15 protein-coding genes and 1 tRNA gene are annotated in these 17,204 nt (G+C 66.5%); 4 read left to right on the top strand and 12 right to left on the bottom strand.

Annotated features, from left to right (window positions below):
• Positions 1–293: 293 nt before the first annotated feature.
• Together QNI11_RS21955 and QNI11_RS21950 are read left to right on the top strand one after the other, a co-directional pair.
• Positions 294–650, top strand: a complete 357-nt coding sequence (locus tag QNI11_RS21955) for a cupin domain-containing protein (RefSeq protein ID WP_283981774.1) — start codon at positions 294–296, stop codon at positions 648–650.
• A gap of 12 nt (positions 651–662) precedes the next feature.
• Positions 663–2,225: a 2-isopropylmalate synthase gene (locus QNI11_RS21950; protein WP_100928785.1), complete on the top strand. Its 1,563-nt coding sequence runs from the start codon at positions 663–665 to the stop codon at positions 2,223–2,225.
• Positions 2,226–2,258: 33 nt separating this feature from the next.
• Here QNI11_RS21950 and QNI11_RS21945 read toward each other — a convergent pair whose 3' ends face one another.
• The 6 genes from QNI11_RS21945 to QNI11_RS21920 all read right to left on the bottom strand — a co-directional run bounded on the left by QNI11_RS21945 (position 2,259) and on the right by QNI11_RS21920 (position 7,090).
• Positions 2,259–2,459 (bottom strand): hypothetical protein, encoded by a 201-nt coding sequence (locus tag QNI11_RS21945; RefSeq protein ID WP_157814968.1) that lies wholly within the window; start codon positions 2,457–2,459, stop codon positions 2,259–2,261.
• 120 nt (positions 2,460–2,579) lie between these two features.
• Positions 2,580–3,020, bottom strand: a complete 441-nt coding sequence (locus QNI11_RS21940; RefSeq protein WP_283981772.1) for a hypothetical protein — start codon at positions 3,018–3,020, stop codon at positions 2,580–2,582.
• Between the two features lie 147 nt (positions 3,021–3,167).
• A complete protein-coding gene (ggt, locus tag QNI11_RS21935) occupies positions 3,168–4,955 on the bottom strand; it encodes a gamma-glutamyltransferase (RefSeq protein ID WP_283981770.1) in 1,788 nt (595 codons plus the stop codon).
• 89 nt (positions 4,956–5,044) lie between these two features.
• Positions 5,045–5,761, bottom strand: coding sequence for an LrgB family protein (locus QNI11_RS21930; protein WP_283981768.1), 717 nt, complete (start codon positions 5,759–5,761; stop codon positions 5,045–5,047).
• On the bottom strand, positions 5,754–6,107 hold the full coding sequence (locus QNI11_RS21925; RefSeq protein ID WP_100928780.1) for a CidA/LrgA family protein: 354 nt from the start codon (positions 6,105–6,107) through the stop codon (positions 5,754–5,756). Before QNI11_RS21925 ends, QNI11_RS21930 begins: the two co-directional genes overlap by 8 nt.
• A complete protein-coding gene (locus tag QNI11_RS21920) occupies positions 6,104–7,090 on the bottom strand; it encodes a D-glycerate dehydrogenase (RefSeq protein WP_283981766.1) in 987 nt (328 codons plus the stop codon). Before QNI11_RS21920 ends, QNI11_RS21925 begins: the two co-directional genes overlap by 4 nt.
• A gap of 103 nt (positions 7,091–7,193) precedes the next feature.
• On the opposite strand from QNI11_RS21920, the gene QNI11_RS21915 reads away from it, so the two are divergent.
• Positions 7,194–7,688 carry an SH3 domain-containing protein gene (locus tag QNI11_RS21915; RefSeq protein ID WP_100928778.1) on the top strand — a complete coding sequence of 165 codons (495 nt, stop codon included), beginning with the start codon at positions 7,194–7,196 and terminating at the stop codon, positions 7,686–7,688.
• A gap of 144 nt (positions 7,689–7,832) precedes the next feature.
• Here QNI11_RS21915 and QNI11_RS21910 read toward each other — a convergent pair whose 3' ends face one another.
• The 4 genes from QNI11_RS21910 to QNI11_RS21895 all read right to left on the bottom strand — a co-directional run bounded on the left by QNI11_RS21910 (position 7,833) and on the right by QNI11_RS21895 (position 12,974).
• Entirely contained in the window at positions 7,833–8,897 is a 1,065-nt protein-coding gene (locus tag QNI11_RS21910) for a Hint domain-containing protein (protein ID WP_100928777.1), read from the bottom strand.
• Between the two features lie 142 nt (positions 8,898–9,039).
• Entirely contained in the window at positions 9,040–10,041 is a 1,002-nt protein-coding gene (locus QNI11_RS21905) for a lipid A-modifier LpxR family protein (protein ID WP_283981765.1), read from the bottom strand.
• Positions 10,042–10,151: 110 nt separating this feature from the next.
• Positions 10,152–11,471, bottom strand: a complete 1,320-nt coding sequence (locus tag QNI11_RS21900) for a UDP-glucose/GDP-mannose dehydrogenase family protein (protein ID WP_283981764.1) — start codon at positions 11,469–11,471, stop codon at positions 10,152–10,154.
• Between the two features lie 111 nt (positions 11,472–11,582).
• Positions 11,583–12,974 (bottom strand): phosphomannomutase, encoded by a 1,392-nt coding sequence (locus QNI11_RS21895; RefSeq protein WP_283981763.1) that lies wholly within the window; start codon positions 12,972–12,974, stop codon positions 11,583–11,585.
• A gap of 290 nt (positions 12,975–13,264) precedes the next feature.
• Here QNI11_RS21895 and QNI11_RS21890 point away from each other — a divergent pair, with 290 nt between their 5' ends.
• Complete coding sequence (locus QNI11_RS21890; RefSeq protein ID WP_283981762.1) at positions 13,265–15,430, top strand: malate synthase G; 2,166 nt, start codon at positions 13,265–13,267, stop codon at positions 15,428–15,430.
• A 78-nt stretch (positions 15,431–15,508) separates the two neighbouring features.
• On the opposite strand, the gene QNI11_RS21885 is transcribed toward QNI11_RS21890, so the two are convergent.
• Both QNI11_RS21885 and QNI11_RS21880 read right to left on the bottom strand, forming a co-directional pair.
• A tRNA-Thr gene (locus tag QNI11_RS21885) sits at positions 15,509–15,584 on the bottom strand.
• Positions 15,585–15,630: 46 nt separating this feature from the next.
• Entirely contained in the window at positions 15,631–17,199 is a 1,569-nt protein-coding gene (locus tag QNI11_RS21880; RefSeq protein ID WP_283981761.1) for a heme biosynthesis protein HemY, read from the bottom strand.
• Positions 17,200–17,204 lie beyond the last annotated feature (5 nt).

The raw sequence follows: 17,204 nt of genomic DNA, 5'->3' as shown, positions 1-17,204 counted from the left end.
CTGCCCTGCCTGTTTTCAACGAGTATGCCCCAACTCGGCCCACCCGCAAAGAACCGCCGGACCGCCCCGGCATCATTTCGCGAACTTCATGGGTTTTCATTCACGATTCCGTCCGTATAGTGACGGCCATGATGACCTTGGCCCATATCGCGACCATCCAGCGCCTTCCGGCGCCGTTTGCGCGTGGCCTGGACCTGCTGCTAACTCGCCTCTGAGCGTGGCCCGATCGGCGCGCGTGCTCAGAGGACATGTGTGACGCGCCGACCCACTTCACGCACGAGTTAGGACACTTCATGAAAGCGATAAATCTGGCTGAAAAGCTGGCCCTGTTCTCCACCCACTGGGACCCGCACGTAGTCGCCGGTTACAATGGCAACGACGTCATGGTGGTGAAATTCCAGGGAGAATTCCCGTTCCACAAGCATGACACGACCGATGACTTCTTCCTTGTTCTCGAGGGCGAGATGGTCATGGAATACGACGACCGCGACCCGGTGACGGTGCGCGCGGGCGAGATCGTCGTCGTGCCCGCCGGACAGACCCACAGGCCCCGCGCCGAGGAGGAGGTGAAGGTCCTCCTGATCGAGCCCAGGGGCGAACCCAATTCCGGAGACGCCGACGTGACCCCGGCCTCCAAACCGAGCATCTGAGGAATCAAGACCATGAGCACCGACAGCAACCGCGTCCTCATCTTCGACACCACGCTCCGCGACGGCGAGCAATCCCCCGGCGCCACCATGACCCACGAGGAGAAGCTGGAGATCGCCGAGCTTCTGGACGACATGGGTGTCGACATCATCGAGGCGGGCTTTCCCATCGCGTCCGAGGGTGACTTCCGCGCCGTGTCCGAGATCGCCGAACGGTCGAAGAACGCCGTGATCTGCGGCCTCGCCCGCGCCCAGCTTCCCGACATCGACCGCTGCTGGGACGCGGTGAAGAAGTCGGAGCGTCCGCGCATCCACACCTTCATCGGCACCTCGCCGCTGCACCGCGCCATCCCGAACCTGACCATGGACGAGATGGCCGAGCGGATCGAACAGACCGTGAGCCACGCCCGCAACCTGTGTGACAACGTGCAGTGGTCGCCGATGGACGCGACACGGACAGAGTGGGATTACCTCTGCCGCGTGATCGAGATCGCCATCAAGGCAGGTGCCACGACGATCAACATTCCCGATACGGTGGGCTACACCGCGCCCCGCGAAAGCGCCGACCTGATCCGCCGCCTGATCGAGACGGTGCCGGGAGCCGACGAGGTGGTCTTTGCCACGCACTGCCACAACGACCTCGGCATGGCGACGGCGAACTCCCTTGCCGCGGTGGAGGCCGGTGCCCGTCAGATCGAATGCACGATCAACGGCCTGGGCGAACGCGCAGGCAACACCGCGCTGGAAGAGGTCGTGATGGCGATGCGCGTCCGCCACGACATCATGCCCTTCGACACGCAGATCGACACGAAGAAGATCATGCACATCTCGCGCCGCGTCGCGACGGTGTCGGGCTTCCAGGTGCAGCCGAACAAGGCGATCGTCGGCAAGAACGCCTTCGCGCACGAGTCGGGGATCCACCAGGACGGGATGCTGAAGAACGCGGAAACCTTCGAGATCATGCGCCCCGAGGACGTTGGCCTTGCCGGCACCTCGCTGCCGCTTGGCAAGCACTCCGGCCGGGCCGCGCTGCGGGCAAAGCTGAAGGACCTCGGGACAGAGGTGGGCGACAACCAGCTCAAGGACATCTTCGTCCGCTTCAAGGACCTCGCCGACCGCAAGAAGGAGGTCTTCGACGACGACATCCTCGCGCTTGTATCCGCGACGACCGAAGGCGCCGACGCGATCACCCTCGTCAATCTTCGGGTGGTCTGTGGCACGGGCGGCCCGGCCGAGGCACAGGTCGAGCTCGAGATCGACGGCAAGGACCTGACGGCCACCTGCGAAGGCGACGGCCCGGTAGATGCGACCTTCAAGGCGATCCGCGCGCTGCACCCGAACATGGCGCGGCTCCAGCTTTACCAGGTGAACGCGGTGACGGCTGGCACGGACGCGCAGGCCACCGTGTCGGTGCGGCTGGAAGAGGACGGCGTGATCGCCACGGGCCAGTCCGCGGATACGGACACCGTGGTCGCGTCGGCGCTCGCCTATATCCAGGCACTGAACCGTCTGATCGTCCGTCGCGAAAAGGTCGGCGCCGGGGCCGACAAGCGCGAGATCAGCTACAAGGAACTCTGAAACACGACGCGCCGGGGCCTGTCCCCGGCGCCTTCAGTTCACGAAGTCCCAGGCGGTGCTGCGCTTCTGCGGTGCTTTCTTCTCGGCGTAGGTCGCTCCGACGCACTTGTAGAGCGCGCGCACCAGCTTTTCGGTGAGGTAGCGGCTGGCGCTGAATTCCCAGCCGCTTGCGCGTGCCGTGGCATATGTCACGAATGCGGCCACGATAGCGAGGATCGTCATATCTGAGGACATCGTCGTTTTCCCATCATCCACTCTCATCGAAGGATGACGGCGCAATCGGGCAAGAATGTGCACAACCGTGGGCGGTGTCGGGATATTTTGACGGATTTCCTTGGTCGGCGCGCCTGCGTGTCAGCCGCGCGGCAGCGTGTCCAGCGCGCCGCCAGCGACGAGGTGATCGAGGATCGCGCGCCGCGTCACCGGGTCAGCGGCTTCCAGCGCCTGCATTTCCTGCGGGGTCAGGTCGCGCCGGGTAAAGCCGCGTTTCTTCATGCAGCGGTCCATGCCGGAAACCTCGCCGTTGTAGCGCAGCGCCGGTGCGTTCGATGCGACGAAGATCGGGCCGACGACCACACCACCCCAAAGCACGCTGCCGATGTAATGACCGGCCATGGTGTTCTGTCCCGACTGCTGGGCGGGGCCAAGGCAGCTCTGGAAAGCCGCGCGGGCGGAGGCAAGGCTTGCGCCCCGCTGGTAGGGGACCGAAGGTCCGGGAGTCTGAGCTGCGCAGGCCGCCAGAAGCGCGGAACACAGGAGCACACCAAGGGCACGAATGGGAAAAAGCACGGTCATGCGCGAAGGCGTATCCGCGGCAACCTTCGGTCGCAAGGAACTGGTCCGCAAAGGAAAATGGGTGTGGCGCCGGTGTGACAGGAGGTGTGCCGTGCCGCCGTCAACCCTTCTTGGCGGACGCCCCGGCCAGCGGGGCGCCCGTGTCGCTCATTCGCCCAGGGCGATGCCTTCGCGCCGGGGATCGGCACCGCCGGTCAGCCCGTCAGCCGCCACCGCAATGGCATGAAGGCCCGAGGTCAGACCCTGCACGCTGACCTCGAACCCCATCTCCGTCAGGGCGTCCTGCATCCCGGCCATGTCGGTCCCTTCCTCCAGGTCGAAGGTGCCGAAACGGTTCAGCCCGTGCGGCATGGCAACCGCCTGTTGAACGTCCATCCCCCAGTCGATGAATGCGATGATCGCCTGCGCGGTGTAACCGATGATCCGCGACCCGCCGGGCGAGCCGATCACCAGCACCGGCGCACCGTCCTTGCGCACGATGGTCGGGCTCATGGAGGAGCGCGGCCGCTTGCCCGGCTCAACCCGGTTGGCAATCGGCACACCGCCGTCATGCGACCGGAAGGAGAAGTCCGTCAGTTCGTTGTTCAGCAGGAAGCCGTTCGTCATCAGGCGCGAGCCGAAACCGTTCTCGATGGTCGTCGTCATCGACAGCGCGTTGCCGTACTGGTCGACGATGGAGATGTGCGAGGTCGACGGGAACTCGATGCTCTCGTCATCGGCGTAGAGCATGGCGTGATCCCACTCCGGCGCACCCGGGGCGACCTCCGGCAGCGCGTCGTCGCCCTGCAGCAGCTTGGCGCGTTCGGCGAGGTAGGCGGGATCGACAAGGCCCTTGGTCGGCATCGGGACGAAATCGCTGTCGGCCATGTAGCGGCCACGGTCCGCGAAGGCGAGACGCGAGGCATCGCCGATCTTGCGCCACGTGTCCGGATCGTCTGCTGCGCCCGGCTCCGACGCGTCGAGCATCCCGAGGATCTGGCCCACGGTCAGCGCACCGGAGGACGGAGGCCCCATGCCGCAGACCTCGTGATCGCGGAACTCCGCACAGACCGCAGGCCGCTCTTTCACCTCGTAAAGCGCAAGGTCGAGCAGGGACATCACGCCGGGATTGTCGGTGAATCCGGTGACGGTGTCGACGATGCCCTGCGCGATCTCACCTTCGTAAAACCCCTTCGCGCCCTCCGCCGCGAGGGTCTTCATGACTTCGGCGTAATCCGGGTTGGTCAGCGTCGTGCCCGCCGCGACGGGTTCGCCGTCCGGGAAGAAATAGGAGGCCGCAACCTCCTGCCGTGTCAGCTTCAGCGGGTCTTCGGCCACCAGCGCGGCGAGGCGCGGAGAGACCTCGAACCCGTCCTCTGCCAGCCCGATGGCCGCATCGAACAGGCCGGCCCACTCCGCCTTGCCCCATTTGTCATGCGCGGCCTGCATCAGGGCGGGTGTGCCCGGCACACCGACCGATCGGCCGCCGACCACAGCGTCCCAGAAGCCCAGCGGCTCGCCCGCCTCGTCCTGGAACAGCAGCGGCGTCGCGTCCAGTGGCGCGGTTTCGCGCCCGTCGAGTGTCGTGATCTCGCCCGTCTCGCCATCGTGCCAGACAAGGAACGCGCCGCCCCCCATGCCGGAGGACTGCGGCTCCACCAGCCCCAGCACGGTCTGCACGGCGATCATCGCGTCCGCCGCCGTGCCGCCGTTGCGCAGCACCTCGGCGCCTGCGGACACCGCATGCGGGTTGGCCGCCGCGACCATCCACTTCGACGCCGTCACGGGCTCGCCCGCCTCCTTGGCCGCCAGCGCCGCGCCGACCTCTTCGGAGATTGCGGCGAAACCTGTCGTTCCTCCGGTTTCCGCCTCTGCGTCCACTGCATCCGCCGCCTGTTGCGCCATCGCCGTCCCGGCCATGACACTCAACAGTGCCACCCATCCTGACATACGCATCGCCACACTCCCTGATTGTATTAACTTCTACCCTGAAGGTACTCGATTCTGCCGAAAGGCCAATGCCCTTGCGGCTTGGAACTGGCGGCTCAGAACAGGACGCCGACGACCAGCGGGGCGAGCATCGCGGTCAGGATCGCGTTCAATCCCATGCCGATGCCAGAGAACGCACCAGCCGTGGGGTGGATGCGGAAGGCGTGCGCCGTGCCGATCCCATGCGCCGCGACACCCACCGCAAAGCCCCGCGCACGCCAGTCGGTCACCCCCAGTGCGTTCAGCATCGGCGTGGCAACCACGGCGCCGACGATGCCCGTCAGGATGACCAGCGCCGCCGTGAGGGTCGGCAGACCGCCCACCGCCTCGGACACGCCAAGCGCCACAGGGGCCGTCGCGCTTTTCGGTGCCAGGGACAGCAAAACCGGCCCGCGCACCCCGAACAACCATGCGATCCCCAGCGCCGAGAGCATCGCGACCAGCGACCCGGCCAGCAGCGCCGCCAGCATCGGCCAGAGCGCCCGTTTCACCCGGCCGAGGTTCAGGTACAACGGCAGTGCCAGCCCCACCGTCGCGGGGCCCAGCATGAAGTGCACGAACTGCGCACCTTCGAAATAGGTGTTGTACGGCGTGCCGGTCACCCGCAGCACACCCGCCAGCAGGATGACGGAGATCAGCACAGGGTTGGCCAGCGCGTGGCGCCCCAGCGCCTGCGACAACGCCTCTGCCGCGATGTAGGCCGACAGGGTCAGGGTCAGCCACAGCAGCGGTTCGCGGGCCAGATAGGACCAGAGCGCCAGAGCCTCACTCATCACCGACCCCCGCCATGCGCGCCACCAGCACGAAGGCCCCCACCCCGGCAAGGATCGCCAGGATCGTGCTCGCCACCAGCGCCACGGCCAGCCCGATCCCGTACTGCGTGAAGGCATCCAGATGCGCGACCACCCCGACGCCCGCCGGGACGAACAGAAGGGACAGGTGGCCCAGCAGTCCGGTCACCGTCTCGCGCATCCACTCTGCCAGGCGGGGCGCGGCAAGGAAGGTGACGAACAGCGCGGCAAGGCCGATCACCGGGCCGGGCACCGCCAGAACGAAGGCGCGCGACAGGGTCTCTCCGCCAAGCTGGTACAGCAGCAGGACGGCGAAGACGCGGATCACAGCATCGAGGGGACGACCTGGTCCGGGGGACGATGGCCGTCGGCGAAGGTCTTGATGTTGATGATGACCTTCTCGCCCATCTCGATCCGGCCCTCGCGGGTGGCCGACCCCATGTGCGGCGTCATCACGACGTTCGGCATGGCCCGCAGCTCCGGGTTGCCCTGCGTGCCCTGCTGGTAGACGTCCAGACCGGCACCCGCCAGCTTGCCCGCCTTCAGCATCCGGACCAGCGCGTTCTCGTCGATCACCTCGCCGCGCGACGTGTTGACGATCACCGCGGTCGGTTTCATCAGCTGCAGCCGCCGTGCGTTCAGCAGGTGGAAGGTGGAGGGCGTGGAGGGACAGTTCACGCTGATCACATCCATGCGCGCGACCATCTGGTCGAGGCTTTCCCACCACGTGGCTTCGACACTCTCCTCCACCTCGTGGCGCAGGCGGCGGCGGTTGTGATAGTGGATCTGCATCCCGAAGGCCTGCGCCCGCCGCGCCACGGCCAGCCCGATGCGCCCCATCCCGAGGATACCCAGCCGCTTGCCGCCCAGACGTCCGCCAAGGAAGGCGTTCGGCGCCCACCCCTGCCAGGATCCTTCCTGCATCGCGGTCAGCCCCTCCGGGATGCGCCGGGTCACGCCCAGCATCAGCGCCATTGCCATGTCGGCGGTGTCGTCGGTCACCACCCCGGGTGTGTTCGACACGAGGATGCCGCGCGACCGGGCCGTGGCCACGTCGATATGGTCGAAACCGGCACCGTAGTTGGCGATCAGCTTCAGCCGTTCGCCGGCCTGCCCGATCAGCCCTGCATCGACCCGGTCGGTGATCGTCGGCACCAGGACATCCGCATCCTGCACCGCCGAAACAAGCTGTTCGCGAGTCATCGGGGTGTCGTCGCTGCGCAGCCGGACGTCGAACAGCTCGGACAGGCGGGTCTCCACCACCTCCGGCAAGCGTCGCGTCACGACAACACTCAGACGTTTTGATGGCATGAAATCTCTCCCAAAGCTTCTCGCGGATGCCGTTCGTTTGCTAACCTGCGTCAGGACCGGACGGGGCACAAGAACCCCGCCGCAATAATTCGGGCAGCAACTCATGTTCAGACATATCCTGTCGGCGATCCTGTCGCTGAACGTCCTGGCCTCGGCTTCCTTTGCGGCAGAGCGCGGCCCGGTCACCAACCTGCCGCTTCCCCGCTTCGTCTCGATGAAGGCCGCAGAGGTCAACGTGCGCCGGGGGCCCTCCCTGTCGCACCGGATCGACTGGGTCTACAAACGCCGCGACATGCCGCTCGAGATCACGGCAGAATACGGACACTGGCGCCGTGTGCGCGACCGCGACGGCGCGGGCGGCTGGGTGCACTACGCGCTCCTGTCGGGCGTGCGGACCGTCATCGTCGACCAGGACCTGCTGGCGCTGCACCAGAGGCCGGAGGCCGACAGCAACGTCACCGCGCGGCTGGAAATGGGCGTCATTGCCCGGCTCGGCGAATGCGGCATCGACTGGTGCGAGCTGAGCGCCGACGGCTACAAGGGCTGGGCGGACAAGTCCGCGCTCTGGGGCGTCGGCCTGGACGAGATCCGGGACTGACCCCAGACCTTCATCTTGGCCGAAATACCTCGGGGGAGTCGCGGCACGCGACGGGGGCAGAGCCCCCTCCCCCGTTCGGCCCGGTGCCGCCCGGAGGGTCACTCACGACGGGCCGCGGCGGACCGCGACCCCGCCGGTCCTGACCTAGGCCGCCTCGTGCAGCAGGATCGCCGCCTCGGAACTCGACAGGTTGCGCCGCGCGTAGGAGCCGTAGGCATGCGGGTTGTCCGCGATCAGCGGCAGATGGTTCAGCAGCCGGGCGCGATCCGCCTCCGAGATTGTCGAGAGCGCGGTGTTGGCCGGATGAAAGCTCTCCGTCTCGACGCCGTTGGCGAAAAGAACCTCGTGGCGGGACAGCAGGAGGTGAATGTAGGTCACCTCCTTCAAGGTCATGTCCAGCCGCACCGTGCTGCCGTTCACGAGGTCTCGCGCCGCCACCAGCACCTCGGGCGTGTTGAACAGCGCCCGCGCCACCACACCCTTCACCACCATGCGGTGTTCCGGCGACACGAGGATCTCGTCGTCCGGCTCGCCGATTCCGAAGGCGCCGGGACGGATGCGGATCGGCCTGAGCTTCGGCATCGCAAAGAGCCGCGCCCCCGACATGCGCCGCGACCCGATCCACTGGATCTGCTGCGGCCCTGAGTCCTTCGTCTGCACCATGTCGCCTTCGCGCAGGTCCTCGACGTGAAGCGGCCCGTGGGGCGTCAGGATGCGTGTGCCGGGCGTGAAACAGATCACGCCGCTGGACTGCTCCCCGGCCGCGTGGGTGCCCAGCGGGTCGAGGTTGTGATGCACGATCCACAGATCGCGCCCGGCGGGCGGGATCTCGTCGAGGAACATCAGGAGCGGTCGCGACCCGCGCTCCACCTCGATCAGCGTCACCATGTAGCTGGACGACCCGTCTGTCACGACAAAGCTGGAATCCGTCAGCGGATGCTCCACCTCGACATCGTCGACCCGTATCTTCTGTGTCAGTGCGGCGCCGACAAGTCGCCGCACCATGCGTGCCGCCCGTCTGCGCAAGTCCGCTTCGCCGTCAGCCTGGTCCAATCGCAAGACCGATGACGGGCCGTCGACCCGCACCGGTTCACCCGCCCAGGACCACGCGGCCCCGACGGTCAATGCAGACGTAGGTGCGGCCTTCAGGCCGTCTATTTCCGTCTGCGACCAGGAAATGACGAACGTGCCTCTATAGCCCGTTCCCATACCTGTACTACCTGCCTCAAAGTACTACCATTTTTATATTTATTATTGGAAGGTTAACCGAACAACTTTCACCTGTGAACCCTACCCTATACTTTCGAGCGCAGGCCTACGGCTAAAGCCTTTTAACCGTAGCGGTTATGCATCAGAAACGGAGGTCCAGCCGCACCGATCCCAGCACCTGGCCCTCGGGTTGCGTGTCGAACTCCTTCGACATCCAGGTGAAGCCGTAGAACATGGCGTTGCTCTGCCCCTGCCAATGCAGGCCGGCGCGGGCGCGGGTCCGGGTGTTGCTCAGGTCGTAGCCGTGGCCGGACGGCAGGAACACCGAACTGTCCACATAGGCGATGTCGCCGCCCATGACGAAGCTGAAGCCGGGCACTGAATCGGTCACCGCCCGGTACCGCTGGCCGGTCACGGAGTCGCGCACCAGAAGCTCGCCCTGCCCCACGGATCCGATGGTCAGGTCGAACCCCGCACGGACCAGCGTCTCGACCCCGGCGCGCGCCTCGCCGAAGGGCCGCAGCACGGATTGTCCGCCCATCGGGATACTGTTGGCCGCCTCGAGCACCAGCGTCGGATGCACGCCGTTCTCGATCTGGTTCGACAGCACCGATCTGGAGGCGGGCTGTTCGCCGATGGCATCGTGCACGAAGGTCTGGAGGTCGCCGAGGCCGGTCTGCGGGCCAGTCACCACAAGGTCGCCGCCCATGCTCATTTCCACCGGACCGCGCATGAAGTGGGTGTGCAGGCCCAGCGAAAGCGCACCAGCCCAGGGCCGGTCGTCCGGGTCGGGCGTGCGCATGTTCTCCGGCGCGATGATCTGACCGGCGAGACGGTATTCCAGGATGTTGAACGGCCGGTCCGGCAGCATGCCCGACCAGTTCCGTCCCACAACGCGGGACGAGGACACCGATCCGGTCTGCCAGCGGTCGTCGAGATCGCCCAGAAGGTCGTTGTTCGTCAGGCGCCCGTGACCCAGCACGATGCGCCCCGACGTGCCGTAATTCGCGGGCGCGGCATAGACCGGCTCTGCCCCATAGCTGGCGTCCGGGTCATAACCCGCATCGGCGTCATAACTCTGGGAATGCGCTGCGGGGGCAAGCGCAAACGTGGCAGTCAGTGCCACGGCAAACAGACGGATCATCTCTGTCCTCGGTCTTCGTGCCCCCCCGGGCCCGTTTGACATAACACGCAGGCCGCCGCTCCGAAAAGGGAGACCGGTCAATTTAAGGGAATGATGTTGCGCGTTTGCCTTTACTCGGAAAATCCAGACCGGCCGATGCTGTCGTAAGCGGTAAAACCTGCCTCCCGCGCGGCATCCGCGCTGTAGATGTTGCGCAGATCGGCCATCCGCCGGCCACGCATGCCCTGTGCCATCCTCGGCAGGTCGAGCGCGCGGAACTCGTTCCATTCCGTCAGGAAGACGACGAGGTCGGCCTCGGCCGCCGCGGAATAGGGATCTTCGTACCAGGAAACACCGGGCAGAAGGTGCTCGCCCTCGCGCCGGCCCTGCGGGTCACAGACACGGACTTCTGCCCCGCCGCCGATCAGCGCGGGAACGATGGTCAGGGACGGCGCATCGCGCATGTCGTCTGTGTTGGGCTTGAAGGTCACGCCCAGCACCGCCACCCGCTTGCCGTTGAACGAACCGCTGCACAGGTCCATCAGCTTTTCGATCATCCGGCGTTTCACGTCCTCGTTCACCTTGATGACCGTTTCCACGAGGCTGACGGGGCTGGCGTTGTCCTGACCGATGCGGGCCAGCGCCTTGGTGTCCTTCGGGAAGCACGACCCGCCGTAGCCCGGCCCGGCGTGCAGGAATTTGTTGCCGATCCGACCGTCGAGGCCCATGCCCTTCGAGACCTGCTTCACGTCGGCGCCGACCCGTTCGCACAGGGCGGCGATCTCGTTGATGAAGGTGATCTTCGTCGCAAGGAAGGCGTTGGCCGCGTACTTGATCATCTCGGCGGACTGGAGGTCGGTCGTCATGATCGGGAAGTCGCGCAGGTAGAGCGGGCGGTAGATGTCTTCCATGACCTTGGCGGCGCGCTCGGTTTCGACGCCGACGACCACGCGGTCGGGCTTCATGAAGTCGTCGATGGCCGCGCCTTCGCGCAGGAACTCGGGATTGGAGGCGACATCGAAGTCGAGATCCGGGTTGGCCTTCGCCACCACGTCTCGCACCTGCGCGTTGGTGCCCACGGGCACGGTCGACTTCGTGACGACCACGACATAATCCTTCGCCGCCCTGGCGATCTCCTCGGCCGCGGCCATCACGTAGGTGAGGTCGGCATGGCCGTCGCCGCGCCGCGTCGGCGTGCCCACGGCGATGAACACCGCGTCGGCGCCGTCGATGGCCTGCTGCAGGTCCAGCGTGAAGCTGAGGCGCCCGGCCTCAACGTTCTTGGCCATCAGCACATCGAGGCCCGGCTCGTAGATCGGCACCTTGCCCGCCTCGAGCATCTCGATCTTGCGGGGGTCCTTGTCGACGCAGACGACGTCGTGCCCGAAGTCCGAGAAACAGACACCCGACACGAGGCCCACGTAGCCGGTTCCGATCATCGCGATTTTCATGAACGCACTCCCAAACTGCCCGCCGTTCGGTGCAGACCCTTGGGCGGCGCGCAGGTGTTTGTCAACGCACCCGGGGCGCGCAGTCCTTCCTTCGGCGCCCTCGCGCCCGCGTCAAGCCAGCCGGTCGCGCAGCTTTCCGAGGGTTTTGGTGACCAGCGCTTCGGCTTCATCGCGGGTCGCCGCTTCGGCGTAGCAGCGGAATTCCGGGGCATTGCCGGAGGGGCGCAGGTGCACCACGCTGCCATCCGCGAATGTCGTGCGCAGGCCGTCGGTTTCGTCCACCGATGCCTCGGTCCCGTAGCCGTCGAAGAACGCCGCCCGCGCCTCGGCCGAGCCGCTGAGTTCCGCGATGAAGGCCTTAGACACGTCCGTCTCGATTCCTTGGATGCGGTCGGCGGCGGTGAACACCGCGGGAAGCGCGTCCCACAGGGCCGAAAGCGTCACGCCCTCTGCCTGCGCGGCGGCCAGCGGCGCCACGATGGGCAGCAGGCAGTCGCGGGTCATCAGCGGTTTCAGCGCACCTGCAGGCGCGTCGGCGGTGAACCCCAGAAGGAAACCGCCGTTCGCCTCGTAGCCGACGACACGCGCGGCGGGATCACTGGCCAACGCCTCTTCCATCGCGGCGATGACGAAGGGCGAACCGATCTTCGTCCGCTCCACCCGGTCGAAACCGAAACCCGCATCAGAGATCATGGAGTTCGAGGATACCGGCGTGCAGACCACCTTTGCCCCCAGCGCCTGCGCCGTCAGCGCGCCCAGCACGTCGCCCGGCACAACCCGCTGCGCGTCATCGACCACCATGGGCCGGTCGGCGTCGCCATCGGTGGAGACGAGGACATCCAGCCCGTGCGCGTCGAACCACCCTGCGAACAGCTCCTTTGTTTCGGGGTCCAGTGCCTCCGTATCGACGGGGATGAAGGTGTCGGAGCGGGCGATGGCGACGGTCGTGGCACCCAGCGCCTCGAACACCTCAATCATCAGGTCGCGCGCCACGGAGCTGTGCTGGTAGACGCCCACGGTCAGCCCGTCGAGGCACCGGCCAAAGGCTGACACGTAGCGGGTCCTGTAGGCGTCCTGCGCGTCGGCCACGGCAAGATCTCCATGCTCGCCGGATGCCCGGGGCTGCCCGAGGGCCGCGTTGATCCGGGTCTCGTCGGCCTTGGAAATCTCGCCCGTTGGCACGTAGAACTTCAGTCCGTTGCGGTCCGCCGGGATATGGGAGCCGGTGACCATGACCGCCGCCGCCCCGGCCTCCAGCGAGGACAGTGCCAGCGCGGGCGTCGGAAGCGCACCGCAATCGACCGCCTCAAGTCCGGCGGCGCGCACCGCATCGATCACCCAGCCCGCGATCTGCGGCGAGGAGGGGCGCAGGTCCCGGCCCACATGCACCGAACCGCCATGCGGGCAGGACGCAAGGAACGCCGACACGTAGTCGTGCACCAGGTCTTCGGTCAGCTCCACCACGAGGCCGCGCAGGCCGCTTGTTCCGAACTTTGGCGCCATGTCTTTACTCCGTTCGTGCGTCGGTTGCGTTGTCCCGCAGGGCGTCGGCCATGGCAAGGGAAAGCTGGGGGCCGGGCGTCCGGCCACGTCAGGTCGCGCAGGCGATGGGCGATCGCCCCCTTGGCGCCCGGCTGACAATCTCCCTGCGCCGCGCAACTGCCCGTTTCGGCGCTTTCGACCCGAGGATTTTGCCGCGCGCAGACGGCGACCCATTGGCGACGGCCGAACAATGCACCATTCTGCACACTGTGGCATGCAAAGCCGCTCCACGACCAGAAAGAGGAACATCCGTGCCTGACCAGACCGCCGCGCCCCGTATCGACACCGAAGGCCTGTCCATCGACGCCGGGCTGAAACGCTTTGTCGAGGAGGAGGTCCTGCCCGGCACCGGGATCGACGCCGCAGACCTGTGGTCCGGCCTCTCGGCCCTGGTGCATGACTTCGGCCCGCAGAACCGCGCGCTGCTGGAAAAGCGCGAGACGATCCAGAAACAACTGGACACCTGGCACAAGGAACGCCGCAGCGCGCCGCACAACCGGGTCGCCTACAAGGGGTTCCTCGAACAGATCGGCTATATCGTGCCCGAGGGCGGCGATTTCACCATCGAGACCGCAAACGTCGACCCGGAGATTGCCACCGTGCCCGGGCCGCAGCTTGTCGTCCCGGTAACCAACGCCCGCTTCGTGCTGAACGCGGCGAACGCGCGCTGGGGCAGCTTCTACGATTGTCTGTACGGCACGGATGCCATGGGTGTCCTGCCGCCGCCGGGCGGATTCGACGACGGGCGCGGCGCTCGCGTCGTGGCGCGCACCGCCGTGTTCCTCGACGAGATATTCCCGCTGACCGCCACCAGCCACGCGAAGGCCACAAGCTACGTTGTGAAGGACGGCGCGCTTGAGGTTGACGGGTCCGCCCTGAAGACGCCGGAGGCCTTTGCCGGCTACAAGGGCGATCCCGACGCACCCACCGCGATCCTCCTGAAGAACAACGGGCTGCACGTGGAACTGGTCTTTGACGCCAGCCACCCCATCGGTAGCCAGACGCCCTCCGGCCTGGCGGACGTGCAGCTCGAATCCGCAATCTCCGCGATCATCGACTGCGAGGATTCGGTGGCCTGTGTCGATGCGGAGGACAAGACGCTTGCGTACCGCAACTGGCTCGGCCTGATGAAGGGCGATCTGGAGGACACCTTCGAGAAGGGCGGCAAGCAGATGACCCGCCGCCTGCACGGCGACCGGACCTACACCGCACCGGAGGGGTCGGAGATCACCCTGAAGGGGCGCGCGCTGCTCTTGGTGCGCAACGTCGGCCACCTGATGACCAACCCGGCAATCCTCGACCGCGACGGGGGCGAGATCTACGAAGGGCTGATGGACGCGATGTTCACCACGCTCATCGCCATGCACGACCTGAAGAAGACGGCAGGGCCGCGCAACTCCGTCGAAGGGTCGGTCTACGTGGTGAAACCGAAGATGCACGGTCCGGAGGAAGTGGCCTTCACCGACGCGATCTTCACCCATGTCGAGAAGGTCCTGGGCCTGCCGCAGTACACGGTCAAGCTGGGCATCATGGACGAGGAGCGGCGCACCTCGGTCAACCTGAAGGCCTGCATCCGCGCCGCACGGCACCGCGTCTGCTTCATCAACACCGGTTTCCTCGACCGGACCGGGGACGAGATCCACACCTCGATGGAGGCCGGGCCGTTCTCGCGCAAGGACTTCATCAAGCGCAAGTCGTGGATCACCGCCTACGAGAACCAGAACGTGGACATCGGCCTTGAATGCGGGCTGTCGGGCAAGGCGCAGATCGGCAAGGGCATGTGGGCCGTGCCGGACAAGATGGCCGCGATGCTGGAACAGAAGATCGAACACCCGCGCGCCGGGGCGACCTGCGCTTGGGTGCCCTCGCCCACGGCCGCGACGCTGCACGCCACGCATTACCACAAGGTCGACGTGATGGCGGTGCAGGCTGAACTGGCAAAGGGCGGACGCCGCGCCTATGTCGACGCCCTGCTGGACATCCCGCTGGCTGCCTACCGCCAGTGGACCCGCAAGCAGATCCGCCGCGAGGTGGAGAACAACGCGCAGGGCATCCTCGGCTACGTTGTGCGCTGGATCGACCAGGGTGTCGGCTGCTCGAAAGTGCCGGACATCAACGACGTGGGCCTGATGGAAGACCGCGCCACCTGCCGGATTTCCGCCCAGCATATCGCGAACTGGCTGCATCACGGGGTGGTCTCGAACGACGAGGTCGAGGAGATCATGAAGCAGATGGCCGAGGTGGTGGACCGCCAGAACGCCGAGGACCCGAACTACGTACCGATGGCGCCGGGCTTCGATGGCATCGCGTTCAAGGCGGCCTGCGACCTGGTGTTCGACGGGCGCAAGCAGCCCTCCGGCTACACCGAGCCCGTCCTGCACCGCCGCCGCCTGCAACTGAAGGCGCGCCAGCACTGAGCCAACGCAGCCTCTGAAACGCGAAAAGCCCCCGGATCGGGGGCTTTTTCATGATCCCGGTCGTCTCCGGGAGGCAAGTGGTGCCGGTGAAGGGACTCGAACCCCCGACCCCATCATTACGAATGACGTGCTCTACCAGCTGAGCTACACCGGCATCTGGTGGGCGGCCTATTAGCAGGCCGCCCGACCGAGGGGAAGGCCTATTTTGATCCGGCAGCCGCTTCGGCGCGGGCGGCCTCGTTCGGTTCTCCGAGGATCTCCGCATCGGCGGGCTCCGTGGCGTCGGGCGCCTTCGGTTTGCGCTCCACCGGGCTTACGTCGATCATGCCGGGGGTGGCTTCGGGCACGACCGCGGGGTCCTTGGCGGGCGCCTTGTCCTCCAGCGCGCCGATGATCAGCGGCAGCATGTTGGCCTGGGCGGGAAGCACGACCTCCGACTGGGTGGGGGTTTTCCACGCCAGCGTGTCAAAGGCCCCGCAGTTGGTGCAGGTCGGGCGCCATTCGCCGTGGATGGTCTTGCAGTTGTCGCAGACCCACTGGGGGCCGCGCGGGGCGGTGACGGCCTTCGCCAGCCAGCCGCGCACCACCTGATCGGGTGCGCCTTCGCCCTTCTCGATGGCAGCCATGATCGCCAGGACACGGGCGTCCGGTTCCTTCTCCACCAGATCCCCCAGCGAGCGGCGCGCTTCGGGGAAGTGTTCCGCCGCGAGGTTCAGTTCCGCCTTCAGAAGACGGGTCTCGCGGTGGTCCGGGTTGATCCGGGTCAGCGGTACGAACCGCTTGATGCGTTCGTCCGGCGTCTCGTTCGGCTCGATCTCTGCGTAGGCCGCGGCGAGATCCGGGTGCGGATGACTTTCCCACGCCTTCTTGAGCACGCGGATCGCGTTGCGCGGGCGGTTCTGGGCGATGTAGGCGCGGGCGGCCTTCGCGGCGGCGGGCACGAGGTCCGGAGAGTTGCGGTTCGCCTCGATCGCCTTCTCGGCGGCGGCGATGCTTTCATCCCGGTTCTCGATCTCCGTCGCCTGGCTCAGCGCCAGCACCGCGTCACGCCGCTTGTAGACGTCGCGCGGCAGGGTGCCGTGCTTCAGCTTGGCCTGCAGGGTCTTGCGGGCGCCGGACCAGTCTGCCTTCTCCGCCTGAAGCTGGAGGAGCGTGTCCTGCACTTCCTCGTGCTTGGGCTTCAGCGCAAAGGCGCGTTCGGCCAGTTGCAGCGCGGTGTCGGTGTCGCCCGAGGCCAGCTTCTGCTTCATGATCCCCCGGATGCCGACGAAACGGGTGCCGTCGCGGGTCAGCAGCTTCTTGTAGGTCTCTTCTGCCTTCTTGCGGTCGCCCATCATCTCGGCAGCCTGTGCGGTGACGAGGTCGGTCAGTTCCGGCTTGTGCAGGTACTTCTCTGCCTTCTGCGCCTTGGCGATGGCGAGGCGGCCCTCGCCCGAGGCGAGCGCCATCATGCCGTCCGACAGCGCCTCGTAGCCCTTGCGCTCCCGGTTGCGGTGGAAGTGGCGCGACAGGGCGGTTTCATCGCCGTTGATGAACCGCAGCAGGGCAACCAGCAGGCTGGCGAGCTTCAGCAGCAGCCAGACCGCCAGCAGCATGACAATTGCGCCGATGACCATCATCACCGGGGTCAGCGTGTATTCCACGCCGTTCAGGGTGATGCGCGCCTGCGCCAACCCGGTGCCGTCCGCTTCGATGAGATACCCCAGCCCCAGGGTCAGCGCCGCCACGATGACGACGAATACGACGATCTTTATCAGTGACCACAACATGATTT

Origin of the sequence: Sagittula sp. MA-2, assembly GCF_030126985.1 — a bacterium.
Taxonomy (GTDB): domain Bacteria; phylum Pseudomonadota; class Alphaproteobacteria; order Rhodobacterales; family Rhodobacteraceae; genus Sagittula.
Note: the sequence above shows the minus strand (reverse complement) of the source record. Positions and strands in the feature narration are given on the sequence as shown.